This window comes from Sphingomonas sp. CL5.1, assembly GCF_013344685.1.
GTDB lineage: Bacteria > Pseudomonadota > Alphaproteobacteria > Sphingomonadales > Sphingomonadaceae > Sphingomonas.
Genome location: NZ_CP050137.1, coordinates 1276796 through 1298385 on the forward strand (window position 1 = coordinate 1276796; position 21590 = coordinate 1298385).

18 protein-coding genes are annotated in these 21590 nt (G+C 61.9%); 10 read left to right on the forward strand and 8 right to left on the reverse strand.

The window, feature by feature from the left end:
* Positions 1 to 336: 336 nt before the first annotated feature.
* A complete protein-coding gene (locus F9288_RS06420) occupies positions 337 to 531 on the reverse strand; it encodes a hypothetical protein (RefSeq protein ID WP_217482596.1) in 195 nt (64 codons plus the stop codon).
* Positions 532 to 568: 37 nt separating this feature from the next.
* Between F9288_RS06420 and F9288_RS06425 the strand changes: the two genes are divergently transcribed.
* Genes F9288_RS06425 through F9288_RS06435 form a run of 3 tightly spaced genes read left to right on the forward strand, consistent with a single transcriptional unit; the run spans position 569 to position 4370 of the window.
* Positions 569 to 2860: a TonB-dependent receptor gene (locus F9288_RS06425; RefSeq protein WP_254621099.1), complete on the forward strand. Its 2292-nt coding sequence runs from the start codon at positions 569 to 571 to the stop codon at positions 2858 to 2860.
* A gap of 35 nt (positions 2861 to 2895) precedes the next feature.
* Positions 2896 to 3291: a nuclear transport factor 2 family protein gene (locus tag F9288_RS06430; protein ID WP_174835858.1), complete on the forward strand. Its 396-nt coding sequence runs from the start codon at positions 2896 to 2898 to the stop codon at positions 3289 to 3291.
* Entirely contained in the window at positions 3288 to 4370 is a 1083-nt protein-coding gene (locus tag F9288_RS06435) for an amidohydrolase family protein (RefSeq protein ID WP_254621100.1), read from the forward strand. Before F9288_RS06430 ends, F9288_RS06435 begins: the two co-directional genes overlap by 4 nt.
* Positions 4371 to 4373: 3 nt before the next feature.
* Here the strand turns inward: F9288_RS06435 and F9288_RS06440 are convergent, their stop codons facing one another.
* Positions 4374 to 5390, reverse strand: coding sequence for a fumarylacetoacetate hydrolase family protein (locus F9288_RS06440; RefSeq protein ID WP_174835859.1), 1017 nt, complete (start codon positions 5388 to 5390; stop codon positions 4374 to 4376).
* A gap of 184 nt (positions 5391 to 5574) precedes the next feature.
* On the opposite strand from F9288_RS06440, the gene F9288_RS06445 reads away from it, so the two are divergent.
* On the forward strand, positions 5575 to 6459 hold the full coding sequence (locus F9288_RS06445) for an SDR family oxidoreductase (RefSeq protein WP_174835860.1): 885 nt from the start codon (positions 5575 to 5577) through the stop codon (positions 6457 to 6459).
* Here the strand turns inward: F9288_RS06445 and F9288_RS06450 are convergent.
* The 5 genes from F9288_RS06450 to F9288_RS06470 all read right to left on the reverse strand — a co-directional run bounded on the left by F9288_RS06450 (position 6385) and on the right by F9288_RS06470 (position 11342).
* Complete coding sequence (locus F9288_RS06450) at positions 6385 to 7398, reverse strand: LysR family transcriptional regulator (RefSeq protein ID WP_174835861.1); 1014 nt, start codon at positions 7396 to 7398, stop codon at positions 6385 to 6387. The genes F9288_RS06445 and F9288_RS06450 overlap by 75 nt on opposite strands.
* Before the next feature lie 71 nt (positions 7399 to 7469).
* Positions 7470 to 8492 carry an amidohydrolase family protein gene (locus F9288_RS06455; RefSeq protein WP_254621101.1) on the reverse strand — a complete coding sequence of 341 codons (1023 nt, stop codon included), beginning with the start codon at positions 8490 to 8492 and terminating at the stop codon, positions 7470 to 7472.
* Between the two features lie 99 nt (positions 8493 to 8591).
* On the reverse strand, positions 8592 to 9473 hold the full coding sequence (locus F9288_RS06460) for an SDR family NAD(P)-dependent oxidoreductase (RefSeq protein ID WP_174835863.1): 882 nt from the start codon (positions 9471 to 9473) through the stop codon (positions 8592 to 8594).
* 49 nt (positions 9474 to 9522) lie between these two features.
* Positions 9523 to 10305: an SDR family oxidoreductase gene (locus F9288_RS06465; RefSeq protein WP_174835864.1), complete on the reverse strand. Its 783-nt coding sequence runs from the start codon at positions 10303 to 10305 to the stop codon at positions 9523 to 9525.
* The gene (locus F9288_RS06470) at positions 10302 to 11342 is read right to left on the reverse strand and encodes a glyoxalase (protein WP_254621102.1); all 1041 of its coding nucleotides are present in this window, start codon (positions 11340 to 11342) and stop codon (positions 10302 to 10304) included. The genes F9288_RS06465 and F9288_RS06470 overlap by 4 nt, the downstream gene beginning before the upstream one ends.
* A 231-nt stretch (positions 11343 to 11573) precedes the next feature.
* Between F9288_RS06470 and F9288_RS06475 the strand changes: the two genes are divergently transcribed.
* The 6 genes from F9288_RS06475 to F9288_RS06500 all read left to right on the forward strand — a co-directional run bounded on the left by F9288_RS06475 (position 11574) and on the right by F9288_RS06500 (position 19097).
* Positions 11574 to 12506 (forward strand): 3-keto-5-aminohexanoate cleavage protein, encoded by a 933-nt coding sequence (locus tag F9288_RS06475; protein WP_174835866.1) that lies wholly within the window; start codon positions 11574 to 11576, stop codon positions 12504 to 12506.
* Positions 12507 to 12516: 10 nt separating this feature from the next.
* Positions 12517 to 13554: an SMP-30/gluconolactonase/LRE family protein gene (locus tag F9288_RS06480; protein ID WP_174835867.1), complete on the forward strand. Its 1038-nt coding sequence runs from the start codon at positions 12517 to 12519 to the stop codon at positions 13552 to 13554.
* Between the two features lie 113 nt (positions 13555 to 13667).
* A complete protein-coding gene (locus tag F9288_RS06485) occupies positions 13668 to 14786 on the forward strand; it encodes an FAD-dependent monooxygenase (protein WP_174835868.1) in 1119 nt (372 codons plus the stop codon).
* Positions 14787 to 14872: 86 nt separating this feature from the next.
* Positions 14873 to 15949, forward strand: a complete 1077-nt coding sequence (locus tag F9288_RS06490; RefSeq protein ID WP_254621103.1) for a S9 family peptidase — start codon at positions 14873 to 14875, stop codon at positions 15947 to 15949.
* A gap of 41 nt (positions 15950 to 15990) precedes the next feature.
* A complete protein-coding gene (locus F9288_RS06495) occupies positions 15991 to 18327 on the forward strand; it encodes a transketolase (RefSeq protein WP_368076214.1) in 2337 nt (778 codons plus the stop codon).
* Between the two features lie 41 nt (positions 18328 to 18368).
* On the forward strand, positions 18369 to 19097 hold the full coding sequence (locus F9288_RS06500) for an SDR family oxidoreductase (RefSeq protein ID WP_217482597.1): 729 nt from the start codon (positions 18369 to 18371) through the stop codon (positions 19095 to 19097).
* A 447-nt stretch (positions 19098 to 19544) separates the two neighbouring features.
* On the opposite strand, the gene F9288_RS06505 is transcribed toward F9288_RS06500, so the two are convergent.
* Positions 19545 to 21101, reverse strand: coding sequence for a Fic family protein (locus F9288_RS06505; protein WP_174835871.1), 1557 nt, complete (start codon positions 21099 to 21101; stop codon positions 19545 to 19547).
* Positions 21102 to 21590: the final 489 nt, after the last annotated feature.

Consider the following 21590-nt stretch of genomic DNA (forward strand, 5'->3'; position numbering starts at 1 on the left):
CATATCTGGCTTCGATTATCGGCGCCAACCAATGTTTGAAGTCGCTATGTTCAAGAGGGGCATGGCGAAGAAACGGCGACGTTTGGTGGCAAGTCCTGCGCTAAGATCGCTTTTTCGAGAGGTGATGAGCCGGGAGAGGTTCGAGCTACCATTTCATTTGGGCGGTGCCGAGAACTGATTGCGTCCGCTCTCAACAGTCCAAACTTCAATGAGTGTCGAGTAGGGTGACCGTCTCGGTGCGAACCGGTCTGATTCGAAGCATTGAAATTTATGCTCGGAATATACCGGCGGTATAATCCGAGCGCATATTTCGAAGCGCTATGATCGGCCTGCCAATCACGCTTTCGGCAGCCGGGCGACTGTTTCCCCCCTCAGTTCGCGGTCCAGCAGTTGCGCCAGGAACTCCGTGAAGGGGCGAATGTCCTGCCGGCCGCTGGCTTCCTCGAGCGCGGCCATATAGGCGGCGCGCTGCTCGACGGGCACGACCGTCCACGGGTATGCGGCAGCATTGCCCCGGCTGATGCAAGCCATTTCCACAATATATTGGTCCGCTCACAACCAAAATGTCATGCGCTCCGAGCCAGGGCCCGGCGGAAGACCGGCCAGAATGGACTTCATTGGGGAGGAACGCATGCGTTTTCGGTTTTTGCTGTCGTCGGTCAGCCTACTTACTGTTATTCCATACGCGCCTGCCTTCGCACAGGATAGCCACGCACCGGCGGAGAAGGGTGTCGATGGCACACATAGCGCCGTTGGAGACGGCACCGGTCTCAGCGACATCGTCGTAACGGCGCAAAAACGCGAAGGGCGGCTTCAGGAAACGCCGCTGGCGATCTCGGCCGTCGATTCTGCCACAATCGATCGCCGGCAGGTGCTTTCGGTTCAGGATTTGCCGGCGCTGGCCCCGGGTGTTTCGGTGGCGCAGCACGCCGGCTACAACCGGCTGTTCATTCGCGGTATCGGGTTGACCTCGATCTCGAACGGTCAGGATCCGAGCGTCGCGTTCCAGGTCGATGGCGTGGTGATCGGGCGTCCATCCGCCCAACTCGCCTCCTTCTTCGACATCGAGCGCATCGAGGTGCTGCGCGGCCCGCAGGGCACCTTATATGGCAGGAACGCGACCGGCGGCACCGTCAATCTCATAACGCGCAAGCCGACGGAGGCGCTGAGCGGGTATCTCGACGTCGGTTACGGCAATTACAACAGCGTCGATATCGATGGCGCGATCAGCGGCGCGCTCGACAAGGCGGGCGATCTGCGCGCGCGGCTGGCCTTCCAGCGCATCACGCACGACGGCTATGGCCGCGACGTCACGCTGAACACCCCCATCGACGACCAGAACAGCTGGGCGGTGCGTGGCACCGTCGAGGCGGACCCGACGGACAAGATCCAGATCACCGTCAGCGCCGATTATGCGAAGGAAGACGACCACAATTACGCCTTCCACGGTTTCGGCCCGTATCGCGCGGACGTGCCGCTGCCGGGGCTGCTCATGGGCGGCACCTTGCTGGCCAACAGCCGGGATATCGCCAGCGAGGTCAATACCACCAACAAGCGCGAATTCTGGGGATTGGCCGGGACGATCAAGATCGACCTGGGCAATGGTTTCAGCCTGCAGTCGATCACCGGATATCGTCACTCGCATCGCGGCAACATCACCGATCCGGAGACCACCTCCTATCCCGTATTCTCGCCGGTCAACACCGTCGAAACCGCCAGGCAGTTCTCCGAAGAGTTGCAGGTCAATTACAGCAGCAATCGCCTCAAGGCCGTGGGCGGATTGTTCTATTACGACGAAGATCTGTTCGCGATGCTCGATCTCAAATGGTTGCTGTTAGGTAGCCAGTTGGGTTTCCCCAATGCGGCCTATCAGGAGAAGGGGACGGTGGGGATCAAGTCCTACGCGGCTTATACCGAATGGACATGGGAGGCGCTGGACCATGTGCACTTCACCGTCGGCCTGCGGTATAGCGATGAACGCCGCAAATCGCTCGGCACGCTCACCATTTTCAACTTCCTGCCGCCACCGAATGGCGCCAATTCGGTCATCCCGATCAACCAGAAGAAAAACTGGGATGCTTTCACGCCCAAGTTCGGGATCGATTATAAGCCGAACGACAATGTCATGCTTTACGCCTCGGCGACAAAGGGTTTCAAGAGTGGTGTGCTGCTGGCCGGCAACCCCAATCCACCGGTCGATCCCGAATATATCTGGGCTTATGAAGGGGGCATCAAAACGACATTGCTAGATCGTCGACTGCAATTGAACAGCAGCGTGTTTCATTATGACTATACCAACCTTCAGGTGAATCAGATCGTCGGAAATTCGATCATTACCAAGAACGCCGCGGCGGCGAAAATCACCGGCGCGGAACTGGAAATGCGCGCGGCGCCGGCTCGCGGGATCAACCTCGACGCGTCGGTGACCTATCTGGATGCCAAGTTCACCTCCTTCACCTCGACCAATCCGGCTTACCCGGCCGGGCCGAGTGTCGATCTGGCCGGGCGTCGCCTGGTCAATGCGCCGAAATGGGCGCTCAACGCCGGCGCCGAGGTGGAATTGCCGGTGGGGCTGCCGGGCAGTCTCTCGTTACGCGGCGACATGGCCTATACATCGAAGGTCTATTTCACCGAGTTCAACGACGCCGCGCTGTCGCAGAAAGCGGTTGCGATATTCGATGCGTCGCTACGGTATGAAGACGCCGGCAACCATTGGACCGCCAGCCTGTTCGTCAAGAACCTCACCAACCAAATGGTGCTGAGCAACAAGTTCGTTGCCGCCGGCCTCACCGGTTATGCGATCAACGGCGGCTTCAAGCCCCCCCGCCTGTATGGCGTTCGGCTCGGCTACAAGTTCTGAGAGCCGAAATTGGCCGTCGCGGAGGAGGGTGGGGCATGAGCACCGATGGGAAAGATATCACAGGTGTCCTTGCAGCTGAACGGCGGCGCGGCGAGGCGTTAGTGGCGCGGGATTTTGCCGCGCTGCGCGCGATGATCGCGCCCGACGTCACCCATACGCATACGCGCGGCGTGACTGACGGATTCGCTTCCTATTTCCGTTTCATCGAGGAAGAACTGGCGTTTCTGGAATGCGATCGCGGGCCGCTGACGGTTCGTCTGATCGGTGATGTGGCGGTCATGACCGGCGAGATGACCAATCGCGTCCTGCCGCGCGGAAAGGATGCATCGATCCTGACCCGGGCGCAGGTATTGCAGATATGGGAATGGCGCGCCGATCGCTGGATGCTTGTCGCGTTTCAGTCCACCAACCTGCCGCCGGTCGGCGCATGACCGGCGTGACCACTCCGGGGTTGCATCGCTGCAGCGAAACGGCCGGGCCAACGCCGCTGGGCACCAGCTTGCAACGCCTGCCTTGGAGAACGATCGACTTGCATTGCCATATGGCCGTTCCTGCCGTCGAGGCGATGGTCGCCGATCAGCCGGCCCGTATTGCCCAGGCTGCGGCCGAAGCGACAGCAATCGGGCCGCAATCGCTTGCCGTCAACGCGGGCCAGATGGCGGCCCTCGCCCCGCGCCTCACGGGTGTCGCCGAGCGCCTGGCCGATATGGACGCAATGGGCGTCGATATTCAGGTCGTCAGCCCGTCCCCCACGCAATATCATTATTGGGCCGGCGAGGATCTGGCCGAGGAAATCGCGGGCGGGATCAACGCTGCGATCGCGGAAGCCTGCGCAGCCCATCCGGATCGCCTGCTCGCGCTCGGTACCGTGTCGCTCCAGCATCCCGAACGTGCCGCGCGCCAGCTCGAGCGGCTGATGCGTAACGAGAGGTTCAAGGGCGTCGAGATTTCCTCACTGGTCGCCGGCCGGGATATCGCCGACCGGTTCTTCGATCCGTTCTGGCAAAAGGCGGACGAACTCGGCGCGGTTGTCTTCATCCATCCCTGGGGCACCACATTAGGCGCGCGACTTGCCGACCATTACCTGATGAACACGATCGGCCAGCCCTTCGAGACGACGGTGTGCCTGTCAAAGCTGATCTTCAGCGGCGCGCTCGATCGATATCCGGAGGTCAAGATCGTCGCCGCGCATGGCGGTGGCTATTTGCCGATGTACGGCGGCCGATCCGATCACGCTCATGCTGTCCGCCCGGAAGCGGGGGGCTGCGCTTGCCGCCCGACAGATTATCTGCGTCGGCTGTGGTTCGATAGCCTGGCGCACGATCCTCATCAACTCGCGCGGTTGATCGATCAGGTCGGTGCGGATCGCATTGTGCTGGGTACCGATTACCCCTTCGACATGGGGCACTATGCACCGGGCCCGTTGCTCGCCGTGTTCGACGCAGCCGATCAGCGCCGTATCGCCGGGGGTAACGCCGAGATGCTACTCGGCCTGCCTCCGCAGCCCTGATGATCAGAGCGGAACGAAGGGCCGGTGCAGCACCGCGCCCGCCGCGACCTGTTCCGCCGTGCATGGCACCACTTGCGCGCCAAGGCCGGCGATCGCGCCGCGCATCACGTCTCCATCGCGCAGGAAGCGATTGAAATGCGTGCCGTTGCCGGCGGGCGAGCCGGTACAGATGACGTCGCCGGGCAGTAGCAGGATATGGGTGGAGACGAATTCGATCAGCCGCGCCACGTTAAAGATCATGTCGGCGGTTGATTCATCCTGCATTATCATGTCGTTCAGCCGCAGCGTCAGACGCATGTCCTGCGGATCAGCGATCAGCGGCGCCGGCACCACCAGCGGCCCGAGCGGGAGGAAGCCGGGGCAGGATTTGCCGGCGAGAAAATCCAGTCCCATCCCCGGAATATCGGGACGCGCGATATGGTCGCGCGCGCTGATGTCGTTGGCGATCGTGTATCCCGCGACATGACGAAGCGCCTGATCACGGGGCACGCGGCGTGCCGGCCTGCCGATCACCACCGCGAGTTCCAGCTCCCAATCAGTCTGGGCGCTGTCGGTGGGAACGACCAGCGTGTCGAACGCTCCGGCCAGTGCCGAGGCCGCCTTGACGAACGCGAAGGGCGCGCCCGCCGCCGCACGATGATCCATCAGAGCGATTGCCCGGCGGCGACGCTCAGCGGAGTCGAGGCCGGATTCGCTGCCGGCGGAATGGTCGGTCATAATATCGATCACATGCCGCCGGTAATTGGCGCCGGCGCAAAGAATCTGGCGTGGCACGACCGGCGGCAGCACGTCGAGATCGCCCAAGGCCATTCCCGTTTCCGCGCCAGCGCGGATCGCCTCAACGCGCTGGGCTAATTCGGGCCAGATATCGTCCCATATGTCGAAGATCGCCAGTGTATCGCCACGTGGCGCCTGCGTCAGCGGATAGGCCGCCCCATCGACCACGAGCGCGGCAAAAGGCGCGTTACGCCCGCGCGCGAACCGCCCGATGCCAACCGCCGGTAAAGGGTTTCCGCTCATCACAACTCTCCCGTCGACGGCGATACCCCGCCGTCGCCGACGGCACCAATCGCGGACGCCAATGCCTCTCATCGGCCCGGCTGATGGGCGAGCCATCAACCGACGCTATGCCAGCCATCCATTCTGGCGCTTTCCGCGCGGCACCAGCCGCACTTAAACTGTCCGTGAAAACAAGGAGACCCTCATGGCGGAGCAGCGCCCGATCTTCATCAATTGCGCCGGCAGCCGCACCCAGCGCGCGGTGATCGCGGCGTTACGCGCCCGCGGCGCATCGTCGCTTCGCGCCTTCGGCCGCTCGCTTGACAAGACGCGATTGCACGACCGCGGCGTCGATACGGTGATCGAGGGCGATCTGCTCGATATCGACGCGCTTAGCGATGCTATGGCGGGCAGCAGCACGGTGATCCACGTCGCCCCCGCGCTCCAGGACAAGGAAGTGGCGATGGGGCAGTTCGCCATCGACGCCGCCCGGCGCGCCGGTGTCGAAAGCTTCATCTACATCTCGGTAATCCATCCGCAGATCGACTATCTGATGAACCATCGTGCGAAGCTGGCGGTCGAGGATTGCCTGATCGGCTCGGGCTTGTCGTTCACCATCATGCGGCCGATGCATTATTTCCAGAACCTCGACGTCGCCGCCGCACTCGATACCGGGCGGGTGCAGTTCACCTACTCGGTCGAGCGGCCGCTGGGATTCGTCGATATGGCGGATGTCGGCGAAGCCGTGGCCAAGGTCGCGATCGAACCGGGGCATGATTATGCCACCTACGATCTGTGCGGTGCCACCGCGCTGACGGGGCTGGAAATCGCAGCAGAACTTAGCAGAATCGCGGGACGCGTGATCGAGCCGATCCGCCTCCCGCTCGAGCGTCTGGTGGATTGGCTGGCGCCGATGCTGGCCCATGACGCACATTCGGTCGACTGGACCGCGAGCGCGATCGAGCGGCTGTTCAACTATTACGACCGCTTCGGGCTGTACGGTAATGCCAATGTGCTACGCTGGCTGCTCGGCCGCGAGCCGACATCCTTCACCCAATTCGCTCTCCGTGAGATCGCGGGTGGACGATGAAACGGTTTGTTCCGCGACGATTTCAGCCACAATGTCCGCGATGACCCCGCGAAACCAGCGATGCCCGGGATCATTGTCGTTTCGCGGATGCCAGTACAGATTCTCCTCCAGCATCGGAAGCGCCAGCGGCGGCGCGACCGCGCGCACGCCAAGCGCGTCGGCGCAACGTTGCACGAGGATCGAGGGCGCGAGCGTGACCATCTCGCTATGCGCCACCATGCTCAGCGATTGCTGGAAATTGGGCAACCAGAAACGCACCCGCGGCCGGCGCGGCTGGCGGCGCACGATCTGCTCGCCGATGGAGGTGAAATTCCCGCCGAACCGGGTTTCGACATAGGGGAGCGCGCAGAATTCGTCATAGGTCAGCGTATCGCCTACCAGCGGATTATCGCGCGCGACGGCAATAACCATTCGATCGCTGAACAGCGGCTTGCCACTGATCGCCTTGTCGACACAGGCAGGGTCGAGCGTCAGGCGCTGCGCCAGCGTGATCGTGCAATCGAGACTGCCCTCGAACAATCGCGGCAGCGTATCCGCGAGCAGATCGTCGAACTGGAAGCTGATGGCCGGCGCCTCGCGCAGCAGGCGTCGCGCAAGCGGCTCTGCCAGGAGGTCGCTGCAAAAAGAGGAGCAGCCCAGCCGAAACAGCCGCTCGGCATTGCCCGGATCGAAACTTTGCGCCTCCGAGGTTAGCTCGCGGACGCGATCGAGAATATCGCGCACCGGCGTGACCAGCTCACGCGCGCGCGGACTCAACTCCAGCCCGCGCCCGACACGTTCCAGCAGCTCATCCTTGAAATGCCAGCGCAACTTCTGGAGCGCGGCGCTCATTCCCGGCTGGGAAATGTGCATCCGCTCGGCCGCGCGGGTGACGCTCCGTTCCGCCAGCAGCGCGTCGAGCGCGAGCAGAAGATTGAGATCAAGCCCTCGCAGATGCACGCTTTCCTCTCCTTATGATGATCGGTTGCGTTCCTCAGCGTAATCGCCGCGCGTCGGCTTTGACAGCCTGTTCACACGCCGAGCAGCGCGCGCGGCGTGCGGACCGCGATCGTTTCGAACATCGTCGGCGTGAGCCCCGGCGTGCGGCGCAGGTCGCCCAACCCATCCTCCTCGCCCACCGGATAGTCCGAACCGAGCACAATGCGCTCGACCCCCACTATCTGGATCAGCGCGGCGAGAATCTCGGAGCTGTAAACGCAACTGTCGTAATAGAAATCCTTGAGATAAGTGCTTGGCATCCGGCTGATGTTCCGCATCGTCTGCGGGCGTTCGATCGCGTTGCGATCGAGCCTCCCGTAATAGTGCGGGAGGAAGCCGCCGCCATGGGCGATCACGATCTTCACACCGGGGAACCGGTCAAACACGCCGTTGTAGATTATCGAGCACATCACCTTGATTTCCTCGACCCCCTGGCCGACCGAATTGCTGAGCGCGAAATCGTCGAATGGAGGGGCCGTGTCTTGGCCATGCGGATGGATGAACACGGTCAGCCCGTGGCGGCGCACCGCTTCCCATAGCGGATCGAAGCGCCGGTCGCCGAAATAGATGCCATCGGGCGTGCAGGAGGAAAGCTGCAACACCCGCATTCCCAATTGGGTCGCGCAGCGTTCAAGTTCGGGCAACGCAAGCGACAAATCTTGCATCGGCAGGCTGAATGCACCGTGGAATCGGCCGCGATGAGCCGCCACCCAATCGCGCGCGATCCGGTCGTTGCAGGCACGATAGAGCTTCAGGTCATGCGCGGCATCCCCCCATGTGATGCCGTGGGTCGCGTTGGAATAGCCGACGACATGGCTGCCGACGCCATATCGGTCCATATGCGCGATCTGCACTTCAGGCGATTTCATCCCCTCAAGCCATGCGGCAACATGCGTGCTCGTCATCGCTCCGGTGATGAGATTGGGCAGATCGGGATCGAACATATGCGTGTGAAAGTCGATCGGGCCGCCGGACGCATGGGGTTGCGTTGCTTCGGCAGCAGCGGAATTGGAGAGCGCGCCGCTGGCCAGCACCCCGCCCGTGATAGCGCCCAAACCGGCGAGGCCAGCGCGTACTGCCGAACGACGCGACATTTCACATTGCGGGCAGCCAATCATTGTTGCTCTCCTTTGTCGATTGCGGAATCCAGGCGGCTATTCTTCTTTTGCTGCGGCCTTGGCCACTTCAAGACGGAATTGCTCGAAACCAGATTCGGGAATTATCTCGTCCAGCCGATCCGCCACGTCGTCGAGGCGGCGGAGCAATTCACTGGCAACGTCGTTCTGAGCCCGGATATGGATGCCCCGCGTCATTGTAATATGGGCTTGCTCAAAGCTGCCCGCTCCGGCGAGCAGGATCCGACGCGTGGGCGCTTCGTCGGCACAGAGCGCAACAACCGCCGGGCTGACCAGCCCCGGATCAAGCCGTGCGAAATCCTCCGCCGCAAAAATGCCCTCCGTCATGCCCGTGGCAGCGCTCGGCGCGAGGCAATTCACACGGATATCGTGGCGCTGGCCTTCGATCGCGAGCGTCTGCATCAGGCCTACCAGCGCCATTTTCGCAGCACCGTAATTGGACTGACCGAAATTGCCGTACAGCCCCGATGATGAGGTGGTGAAAACGATCCGCCCATATTGACGCTCGCGCATATGGTCCCACACGGCTTTGGCGCAGATCGCCGCCCCCATCAGATGCACATCCAGCACCAAGCGAAAATCGTTGAGATCCATCTTCGCGAAACTCTTGTCGCGCAGAATGCCGGCATTACAGACCAGAATATCGATCGTGCCCCAATGAGCGATTGCTACATCGATCATCGCGGCTACCGCCGTTTCATCGGTAACGCTCGCAGCGAACGCGATGGCGTCGCCGGCCATCGCCCTTATCTCCCCCGTGACCGTCTCGGCCGCCTCAGCCGAAAGATCGTTGACGAGTACGCGCGCGCCATGACGAGCGAGCAGCATGGCGTGGGCACGCCCCAGGCCCGCACCCGCCCCCGTCACGATCGCTGTGCGACCGGATAGCAATAGCGACATGAAAATCCTTCTCCCCGCCCTTCTTCATGACGAAGAAGGGCTCCTTATGTCAGATGGTGGTGAAGCCCCCATCGATCGCCAGGATCTGGCCCGTGATATGTCCACCGGCATCGGAGGCAAACAGTAAGGCCGTCCCTTTGAGATCGCCGTCGTTTCCGAGCTTGCCGAGCGGGGTGTGGTTGATCAGTTCGCCACCATGCGCGTCGATCACGGCATTGGCCATCTTCGAGGGGAAATAGCCGGGGGCGATCGCATTCACGCGAACACCGCGCGGGCCCCACTCAGCCGCAAGCGCGCGCGTGAGGTTAACCACCGCACCCTTCGACGCATTATAGGCGATACTGCCGGGGCGTGACCAATGGTGCCCCATCAACCCCTCGATCGAGGCGATGTTGACGATCGCGCCAGTACCGCGCGGAAGGAAATGAGCGCGTGCGACGGCCTGAGTGAGACGAAAGAGCGCGCCAACATTGAGCTCGAACACCTTGTCCCATCCGGCCGCCGGATAGTCCTCTGCCGGCGCACCCCAGGTCGCCCCGGCATTGTTGACCAGCACATCGATAGTGCCGAACGCGTCCGTTATCCGCTCAACCAGCGTGACGGCCGCATCGGGCCGGGTGAGATCGGCGGCGAAAGATCTGCATTCGATCCCCGCCGCCGCAAAGTCGGCGGTGGCCGCATCGAGATCAGCCGCCTTGCGCGAAACCAGTGCCACCTTCGCACCGAATTCGCCGAGCGCCTCGGCGATCTGAAGGCCAAGCCCGCGTGAAGCGCCCGTCACGACGGCCACGCGCCCCGTCAGATCGAACAGATGGCGCAGGCGATTGCTCACGACACGGCCTTTTTCGTATCGTCATGGGAAAGCGCATCGAGCGCGGACGCGGGCGGAAGCGCATATTTGCCCGGGGCGTCGGCCGGGTTGAAGGCGACGTCCCAGGTCGGCCCCGCGACCCAGAATTCCGGCATATCATGCACCCATTGGGCGAAGCCGAAGCTCCGGTCGAAATCGCGCGGCACCCAATCGTCGTTCAGCGCATCCGAATCCGCGCCATATTCGACCTCACCGCCGCCGGGAAACGGCATGTAGCAGAACAGCGCGGAAGCGATGCGATGCCGGCCGACACCCCAGATCGACTTTGCCCAGCCCTTCCTTTCCATGTGATTCTTGCCGACCATGATCTCGTCTAGGTCGGTGACCGCGAAATTGATGTGATGGAACTTCGCGGTGCCGTCGATCCCGGGGAAACCGGAATTGGCATTGAGCAGGAACAGATTGTGGTGATCCATGGTTCCCGGCGCGCGAACATAGAAACCCAGCCCGCGCTGCCGATCCGCCAACCGGAAATCCAGCCGATCGGCGAGAAAGGCGAAACATTCCTCATATTGCGGGATGATAAAGACGACATGCGCCATATAGCGCGGACGGGCGCGCACCACCCAGCGGCGATGCGCGTTCATCCGGTTGATATTGCCGGGCGAATTGACCGGATCGGTCGAAGTGATGACGGCACGCTTCTCATGCCAGTGGCGCAACCCCATCGCGATCCCGCCATCGGCGACAAAATGGAATACGCCTTCATCGTCCTGTCGCACCTCGCGATCGCGGGAAACGCGCTCGACCAGTTTCTTGAGATGCGCCTCCGTATCGACGCCCCACACGACTTCATGAATCCCCTGCCCAATGAGGATCGAACCCGGAACCGGATCACTCGTGCGCTTCACGATGACCTGCGAATTGTCGGGCAGTTCGAAGCGTACCTCGTCATCCCGCTGCGCGGAAAGGCGCAACCCGTAATCCTCGAAATAGCGGGTGCACAGCTCGATATCCTCGACGCGATATTGCACGCGTTCAATCCCTACCACGGTCATCTTCTTGTCCAGTCGTTCTCGTGACGATGGATGCGATGCTAGCCGCGCCAGGCCACCGGCGAATAATCGCCAGTTCTTATTCAACCCATAAACGTCAGCCATGCCCGCCGAATGGTCGCCGCGCATAGGTCGGGGCGATAGGTGGCATAACATCTCTCGATTTTTCTGTGCCCGCCCGGGGTGCCAGCTTCAGCCTCAACGCCAGTCGTCGCGGAGAAAGAGGGAAGCCTAGTGGGTAAAGTCATCATTACCTGTGCCGTAACCGGCGCAGTGCACACGCCGTCGATGTCGCCCTATCTGCCTCAGACGCCAGACGAAATCGCGCAGGCGGCGATCGACGCCGCCGAGGCTGGCGCCGCGATCGTCCACCTCCATGCCCGTGATCCCGAAACCGGCGTTCCCAGTCAGGATCCCGCGATTTTCGCGCGTTTCCTACCGCGCATCGCGCAGGAATGCGACGCGGTGATCAACATTACGACCGGCGGCGCGCCGACTATGACGATTGAGGAGCGGCTGCGTCCGGCGACGACCTTCAAGCCCGAGATCGCCTCGCTCAACATGGGGTCGATGAACTTCGTCCTCTACGAGATGCTCAACCGGTTCAAGGAGTTCAAATACGATTGGGAAGAGCCCTATCTTCGCACCTCGGACCAGAATATCTTTCGCAACACCTATCGCGATATCGAGCATATCCTGCGCACATGCGGCGATCAGGGCACGCGGTTCGAAATCGAATGCTATGATGTCAGTCACCTTTACACCGCTGCGCATTTCCGCGACCGCGGCCTCCTGACCGGCCCGATCTTCCTCCAAACCGTGTTCGGCATACGCGGCGGCATCGGTGCGCATTATGAAGATATCGCGATGATGAAGCGCACCGCTGACCGGCTCTTCGGCGCGGACGATTATGTTTGGTCGGTGCTCGGCGGCGGGCGCAACCAGATGTCGATCGCCACCATTTCCGCCGCACTCGGCGGCAATGTCCGCGTCGGACTGGAGGATTCGTTGTGGGGCGAACCGGGAAAACTCGCCCGCAGCAACGCCGAGCAGGTTCGGCGTATTCGCACGGTGCTTGAGGCGCTGTCGCTGGAGATCGCAACACCCGACGATGTGCGAGGCATGCTGAAGCTCAAGGGATCGAGCGACGTCGGCGCGATGATGTGAGGAGCGATAGATGACACTGATTTGCGACGGTCGCGGTCCCAATCCGCTCAGGGGCTTTCAGGTTGATCGCGCGGCGATCACCTTTGTCGGCGAGGATCTACAGCGCCCGGAGTGCATTCTTGCGGAGCAAGACGGCACCTTATGGTCGGCGGACGCGCGCGGCGGCGTCGTGCGGATCGCGCCGGATGGGTCGCAGCAGGTCATTACTCAGCATAGCGAGGATCATTTCGATCTCGCCGGAGACGCAGCGCGGAGCTTGCTTTACGGCACCTTGCCCAACGGCCTCGCCTTTGCGCGGAACGGCGATCTCCTGATCTCCAACTTCGGCACCGACCGGCTAGAGATCATGACCCGCGCCGGCGAGACGCGCGTGCTCGTCGACACGATCGGTGGCAAGCCACTCGGCAAGGTCAATTTCGTGCTCCGCGACAGCCGCGATCGCATCTGGGTGACGATCTCGACCATGGTCAATCCGTGGAGCGACGCCACGCGATTGGGGCTGGCAGACGGCTATATCTGCCTACTCGACGATACTGGTTTTCGCGTCGTGGCAGACGGCTTCGCCTTCACCAATGAGATCCGGCTCGATGCGCGTGAGGAATGGCTCTACGTTGCGGAGACTACTGGCAAGCGCGTCTCCCGATTGCGCGTCCAACCTGATGGCTCGTTGACCGATCGCGAAGTATTCGGTCCCGCCGATCTTGGTACAGGCGTGATCGACGGCATCGCGTTCGACGCATACGGCAATTTGTGGGCGACGATGATTATGGCCGACCGGCTGATCGCGATCACCCCGGACGGCGAGGTGCTCGAATTGCTCGACGACGGCAACCCAGAAGGTACGGCCGCCTTCGAGACAGAGTTCGCCAGCGGCGCGACGGTTAGTTTCGATACAATGCTTAAGTGCGGGGGATCACTCGCGCCGTGGATGGCCAGCGTCACCTTCGGCGGCCCCGACCTGTCCACGGTCTATCTCGGCAGCTTGCGCGGAAACCGCATCCCGGCGTTCAGGTCTCCGGTTGCCGGATTGCCGATGGTGCATTGGTAGGGACACATCGGCGGTCGCTATAGCAGGCATCGCAGCCTGCTATTTCAGTCATCCCCGCTTCTGCTCTAGGCCGTTCGTACAGAACAAATTCTTTGGTGAGAGGAATCATCCCAGTGAGCGCGGTCAGCAAAGTTCTTGTCGTTGGCGGCGGGATCGCCGGACTATCGGTTGCGATCGCCTTGCGCGGGCACGGCATCGCGGTGGATGTGGCCGAGAAGTACCGCCCAGACGCCGTGCTAGGGATCGGCATCATCCTGCAAGGCAATGCATTGCGCGCGCTGAACAGCCTTGGCCTGCTCGAAGCGGTGCGCGCGGTTGGCTTCGCCTACGACGGCTTCGCCTTTTTCGATGCGCAGGGCGGAAACCGCACCTTTCTAAAGGGCGATCTCACTGCTGGCCCCGAATATCCGGCGATGATGGGGATCACGCGACCCGACTATAGCCGTATCCTGACCGACGCCGCGACCAGCGCGGGCGCGCGCATCTTTCCCGAGACCACGATCACCGATCTGACACAGGACGCGGATGGCGTGGATGTCGCCTTCGCCGACGGGCGCCGCGGGCGGTACGATATCGTGATTGGTGCGGACGGCATCCACAGCGCTACCCGCAAGCTCGTCTTCGGCGATATCGGTTCGCCGCGATACAGCGGGCAGGCGGCGTGGCGGGTGAATTTCCCCCGCGAGGTCGACGAATTGCAGAGCTATGACGGCGGCGATGGCGATCGCGCGGGCGTGGTGCCGCTCACCGACAAGGTCATGTACATGTATGTGACCGACAAGGCCGAAAAACCGATCGAGCCCGAGGGAGACTTGCGCGAGGTACTTCGCGCCAAGCTGGCGGGATATGGCGGGCTGATCGGCAAATTGCGCGATAACCTGCCGCCCGCGAACGAACTGGTCTGGAAACCGTTCCTGCTCGTGAGCCTCCCGCAGCCCTGGTACAAGGGCCGCGTGATCATCATCGGCGATGGCGCCCATGCCACGAGCGCCCATCTCGGACAGGGTGGCGCGATGGCGATCGAGGATGCGGTGGTGCTTGGCGAGGAACTGGGGCGCGAGACCGATGTCGCTACCGCATTCGAGCGGGTGATGGAGCGCCGTTTCGAGCGCGCCAACAAGATCCAGCAATGGTCGGAGCAATTGTGTCGCTGGGAAATCGAACGCGCGCCCGACGCCGATCACACCGGGGTCGTCGCCAAGGCATTCGAGCTGGTCCGCCAGCCGATCTGATTCCCCCAATAGGATTTCATCGCGCCATGTTCGAGCCATTTCCCGGCAATTATGTGTGGAACCTGTCGGTCAACATCTGCCTGTCGATGGGCGGGGCGATCGGCGAAATCGACGAAGCCAATGCGCCGGTGCGGGAAGCGGCCAACGCCGGCGACGACGCGGGAACGGAAGCCTTTTTTACCTCGTGGATGGCGCTGGCGGAGAGGCTGGACGAACAGGGCCGGCAGGCGGAAGTCGCAGGAAACCCGCTCACCGCCAGCGGAAAATATGCGCGCGCGCTCTCCTATGCGATGACCGCCGAACGGATGCAGGACAGCGACTATGCGCCGCGCAAGGCGGCCTATGCCCGGATGATCGGCATGCGCGACGCGATGATCCGCACCGGCGGCATTCCGTGCGAAGCAGTCGAGATTCCCTACGAAGGGAGCAGTCTGCCCGCGTTGTTCCTGCCCGGTGACGGCCCCGGTCCGTGGCCCTGCATGATCTTCTGCAATGGGCTGGACAGCGTGAAGGAGATGATCTTCCTCATCAACCGCGAGGCCTTCGCGCGGCGGGGCATAGCGCTGCTGATGATCGACCAGCCCGGCGTCGGCGGCGCGCTGCGCCTGAAGGGGCTCACAGCGGTCGTCGAAAGCGAGCGCTGGGCCAGCGCGGCCGTGGATTATCTGGAAAACCGGCGCGACGTGATCGCCTCCCGTATCGGTATCATCGGCTGGTCACTCGGCGGCTATTACGCGCCACGCGCGGCCTGCTACGAAAAGCGCCTGAAGCTATGCGTTGCATGGGGTGGCAACCATGATTGGGGCGCATTGCAGCATCGCCGGGCCGCGTACGAAGGCGATCGCCCCGTGCCGCACTACTGGAAACACGTCTGCTGGGTCTGGGGGCAACCTAACGCGGATGCATTGCTCGCGATGAGCGACCGGATCACGCTGCGCGGCCATTTGCGGAATATAACAGTGCCGTTCCTCGTCACTCACGGCGCGAACGACCGCCAAATCCCGGTCGCCTATGCCCATGAAAGCTTCGAGGAAGCGATCAGCAGCCCGGACCGGGAATTGAAGATTTTCACGCCTTTCGAAGGCGGTACCGAACACACCGGCGCGGACAATATCGAACCGGTGCGCAGTTTCGTGGCGGACTGGGTCGCCGCGCGGCTTTGACGGCCGCATTGTGAAAGCGAGCACATTTGTGGAGTTCCCTTGTGAACGACCCCCAGAAAGCGGACCGGATCGCGGCGCTGAACGCAATCGAAGGCCGTCTGCGCTGGCTTTCCGCCTGGACGATCCATAACGCCAACCACCTCCGCGAAAGCCGCGACGGATTGAAGGTCGGCGGGCATCAGGCAAGTTGCGCCTCGATTACGGCTATCATGGCGGTGCTCTACTTCCATGCGTTGCGCCCGCAGGACAAGGTGGCAGTCAAACCGCACGCAGGCCCGGTACTCCATGCTATCAACTATTTGCTGGGGCGGCAGGAAATCGATCAGCTTCAGCGTTTCCGTGCGCTGGGCGGTGTGCAAAGTTATCCCAGTCGCACCAAGGATTGCATCCCGGTCGACTTCTCGACCGGCTCGGTAGGGCTCGGTGTCGCGGTCACTGCGTTCGCCAGTCTGGTCCAGGATTATCTGGTCGCGCATGGGCAACTCGCGCCTGAAGCAGCAGGGCGAATGGTCGCGCTGATGGGCGACGCCGAACTGGACGAGGGCAATATCTACGAATGCCTGATCGAAGCCTATAAGCACGACATCCGCAATTGCTGGTGGATTGTCGATTACAACCGCCAGTCACTTGACGCGACCACCGCCGACCGAATGTTCGGGCGGTTCGACGATATCTTCCGCACCTGTGGTTGGCGGGTTTGCACGCTCAAGTACGGCAAACGGCAAAAAGAGGCGTTCGCCCGTCCCGGCGGCGCGGCTGTGGCGGCGTGGATTGATAACTGTCCCAATGCCGAGTTCGCAGCGCTGACCTATCAGGGCGGCGCGGCATGGCGGGAGCGGCTGCGCGCCGACCTTCGCCGCGACGCAGCGGCGCTCGGCCTTGTCGACAGCTTCGACGACCACGCGCTGGCGGAGGTGATGACCAATCTGGGCGGCCATTGCGTCGAAACATTGATGGACGCCTTCGCTGCGGCCGATGACGACGTGCCTACCCTGTTCATCGCCTATACGATCAAGGGATTCGGGTTGCCCTTCGCCGGGCACAAGGACAATCACGCCGGTTTGATGAATTCGAACCAGATCGCTGCGCTCCGCGCTTCGATGGGGATTGCGGAGGGTCAGGAATGGGCGCCGCTTGCCGGTGTGGGGGGCAATGCGGCGGCGCCGCTGGGTGCGTTCATCGCCGCCTCGCCGCTGGCGTCGCTGCCACCCGCCCCGATTGCCGATAATATCCCGGTGCCGATGCTCGTCGCGCCGGACGGGGAGGAACAATCTACGCAGGCAGCGTTTGGACGCATCTTGCTGGATCTAGCCAAATCCGGGCATCCGTTAGCCGATCGCATCGTCACCACCTCGCCCGACGTCACCGTTTCGACCAATCTTGGCGCCTTCGTGAACCAGCGGGGGCTGTTCCGGCGACGGGAACTGCGCGACGTGTTCCATGCTGCCCGGATTCCTTCGCCGCAGCGTTGGGTCGGGCATGAAGCCGGCCAGCACATCGAACTGGGCATTGCCGAGAACAATTTGTTCCTAATGCTCGCGGCACTGGGGTTGGCCGCGCCCATCTTCGGTACGCGATTGATGCCGGTCGGCACCGTATATGATCCGTTCATCGCCCGTGGACTCGATGCGCTCAATTATGCCTGTTATCAGGATGCGCGCTTCATGCTCGTCGCCACGCCCTCGGGTATCACGCTCGGGCCGGAGGGAGGCGCGCATCAATCGATCAACACGCCGCTGATCGGCATTGGGCAGCCGGGTCTCACGTATTACGAGCCCGCCTTTGGCGACGAACTCGCGGTGCTGATGCGCCACGCCTTCGAGCGAATGCAGGCGATGGACGGCAATTCGACCTATTTTCGTCTTTCGACGCGATCGATTCATCAACCCACGCGATCCGACAACGGCTGGCAGTCCGATGCCGTGAAAGGTGCCTATTGGTTGCGCGCCCCCAACCCGGACACGAAAATCGCGATCCTGTTTTCGGGAGCGATTGCACCTGAGGTGCAAGCCGCATGGGAGATGATGATCGACGACCTCCCGGGACTGGGCCTGTTGAACGTCACCTCACCAGATCTGCTGCATCGCGATTGGTCCGCGCAACGAGCAGCGCGCTGGACGGGTGGCGCGCAAACTCCAAGTCATATCGAGCAGCTGCTCGGCGAACTCGCGCCCGATGCCGGGCTGGTGACCGTAATCGACGGCTCGCCGGCCAGCCTGTCATGGATCGGTGGGGTAAAAGGCAACCGCGTTAGCCCGCTGGGGATTGATCGCTTCGGGCAGACTGGCGACCTTCCGGATTTATACGCGCTCTATCGTCTGGATGCAGAAGCCATCGTCGACGCCACTGCTGAATTGATTCTGGCGGAATCGAGGTGAGTTCCGAAATCCGGCACAACTCGGGAGGAAATGGGATGCATATGTCGGGCAACAGCATTCTCGTCACGGGCGGGGGCAGCGGTATCGGACTTGGCCTCGCGCAAGCACTTCATGCCAGAGGCAACAGGGTAGTCATCTGTGGGCGTGATCGGTTGCGGCTTGAGGCAGCAGCGCGGGGAACGCCTGGGCTGGTTCCGTTGTACGCCGATATATCCACCGTCGCAGGCCGCGACGCGCTACTCGCGGATACACTGGCCATTGCGCCGGATCTCAATGTTCTCATCAACAACGCGGGCATCCAGCGCCGCGTGGAGTTCAGTGCAGATCTCGCGAGTTGGGCGGAGCGCGCACGAGAAATCGCTGTCAATCTGGAAGCGCCGATCCACTTGGCCGCGCTCTTCCTGCCGCTACTGCGGGAAAGACGGGCCGCGACGATCGTCAATGTCAGTTCCGGGCTCGCTTTCCTGCCGGTGACTTTCGCCCCGGTCTACGCCGCCACTAAGGCGGGATTGCACAGCTTCACGATGACCTTACGTGCCGATTTGAGCGGTAGTTCTGTATCCGTGATCGAGGTTATCCCGCCGATGGTAGACACCGGATTGGGCGGCGCGGGGATCCATGCGTCGGGCGTTTCCGTGGACATATTTGTCGAAGCGGTGATGGAAAGGATAGCCGCGGGTGAAACCGAAATCGGCTATGGCCTGTCAGACATTTTACGCAACGCCGACCGGCAAGAGCTGACGATCATTCTAACGAAGATTCAAAACTAGGAGCGGCAGGGCAATCGACCGGCGATGTCGGTTTCAAAACCCGTAGCTGCCGATAGCGTCGATCCGGAGGAATGGCGGCTAAGTCCCAAGATCAGACGCGAACTGGCCGGCGCCAGGATTCGAACCGTTGCGTCCATTGCCGTCCACCCTTTTCCACGAATTGAAAGCATGCTAGTGCGGCCCTTGGCTAGTTCTCAAGTATATGATTTTACTGCGGAATAACCGCTTATCTGCCCGGCGATCAAGCTCTTCTGAAAATTGGCGATGCTGCCCGACAGAATGCCGATAAAACTGGCGTTCGCCGTCACGCCCGATCTGCACCAAATGTTGCAACCGTAGCCGGCTCAGTGCGAACCGGTCTGCTTCGAAGCATTGAAATTTATGCTCGGAATATACCGGCGGTATAATCCGAGCGCATATTTCGAAGCGCTATGATCGGCCTGCCAATCACGCTTTCGGCAGCCGGGCGACTGTTTCCCCCCTCAGTTCGCGGTCCAGCAGTTGCGCCAGGAACTCCGTGAAGGGGCGAATGTCCTGCCGGCCGCTGGCTTCCTCGAGCGCGGCCATATAGGCGGCGCGCTGCTCGACGGGCACGACCGTCCACGGATAGCCGCCAGCCGCGAGCATGACATTCATCAGGAAGCGGCCGGTTCTTCCATTCCCGTCCATATAGGGATGGATGTAGACGAAGATGAAGTGGCCGAGAACGACGCGGACCGCGGGCTCGGTTTCCTCTCTTAGCAATTCGAAGAACACCGGCATCGCATCGCGGACAGCATCGCGGTTGAGCGGTACATGCATCGAGCCGCGCAGATAGACCTGACCGTTGCGGTATCCGGCAAGGTCGCTTGCGCTGATCAATCCTGCGGTAACACTCGGCGTGAACATCTCGCGATACCAGTCGCCGTGCTCCTCGTCGGCGACGAGGCCGGGGTTCTCGCCGGCCAGCACGCGATTCAGGCTTTTGAGAACAGCTTGATAGGCGAGCCAGTAGCCCCGTGCGGCCAGTCCATCCTTATATTCGCGGTCCTGCTCGTGGCTTTGCGGATTCCACGTGCCGCTGCGAACGCGCTCGATCAGTTCCGGGCTGACGCGATAGCCCTCGATCGATAGCGAGTGGTAGGCGTCGGTGACGTAGCTGTCCTGCACGCGCTTGAGATAGGCGTCGACATCGGCGGGGCGGCCGGGCGGCGGTGGGAATCGCTCAAGGACTGCTCCGCGCATCTCCTGCCACATCAGGCGAGTCCGGCCCGCATAGGGAGAGCGCTCACGCGCCGGGAGGAGAGTCTCTAGCTTTGTCGCGAACGGATCCTGCTCGCGCACGGTATAGCCTGCCGACCGCATCGCTTTCAAAATGTCGTCGGCAATGCGTTCGCGCCCGATGTTGCGGAAGGCGCCGGCCAAACGGCCGGCGATCGCGCTGTGGCCTCCTTGGAGCAATCGTCCCAGCAATTCGGACGCGTCCCGCACGGTCGCCAAGGCTGCTCGGGCGTCGATCGCATTGTTTTCATAGAGGCCGGGTGCACTCGCAATGAGGGCAGCGGGAATCGAGAAGAGGCGCAATCCGTCCTCTGCCGCGGCATCCTCCGGCGTCGGGATCGCCGCACGGACGTCGAACAAGGAAGTGCCCAAGGGCAGTGCCGTCGGCTTGTTGCCGCCTTTCGGCGTGCGCACGAGGAGCTGCTTTGGAACTGTGTGATTCCCCGTTTGCAGGGCAATCGAAAGCTCGGGGGAGAGGGACCAGTCTTCACCGAAGCGTTCGTTCAGATAGGCGCTGCAGAAGCCCCAATAGGAGGTATACCAGGCCGTGCTTTCGCCGGCACCCGCATCGGGCTGTGCGGGGATATACCAGCCCTTCATGACTTCCTGCAGGAAGCCCTGCTTCATGAGCAGCTCGCGCTGGGGCCGACTGAGATCGTCGCTGCGGATGGCGACGAGGTTGCGGTCCTGAAGCTTGCGGAGCGTATCGAGCGCGTCCGCGAGCTTTTGCTGGGGAGTGGCCACGGCATTCACCCTCGATGATGCGCAACCATTAGGTTTTCGTGTCGCGTGTATATTAGGTTTTTGTGCTATGCTACTTTTAGGTTATTGTGTCGAGCGAAAATTAGGCTTTTGTGTTGAACGGTCGGAATCCGGCTATGCGAGACATCCGTCGAAGCGACCAGAGACGCGCTCAACCGTCCGAAATTCGTATACGTATTTCGGACAAAGCTCCAACCACCCCAATGCCGCAGAGGACTCGAACCGCCCTATCCATTCATGTCCAGCCTTTTCCACGAATCCAGATCGTGCTAATGCTGCCCGTGGCGACTTCATAAGTCTATGATTTGACTGCGAAATCAACCGCTTAGCCGCCCGGCGATCCAGCTCTTCTGGCGCCATTTGCTCCTCTCACGGCAATCGACAAAATCCCAAAAAATGTCAGTTTTAAGCGGGTTCTATTCCGTATTGTCCGAGGACATCTCACGCGATCTCACTCCGAAACGGGCCATC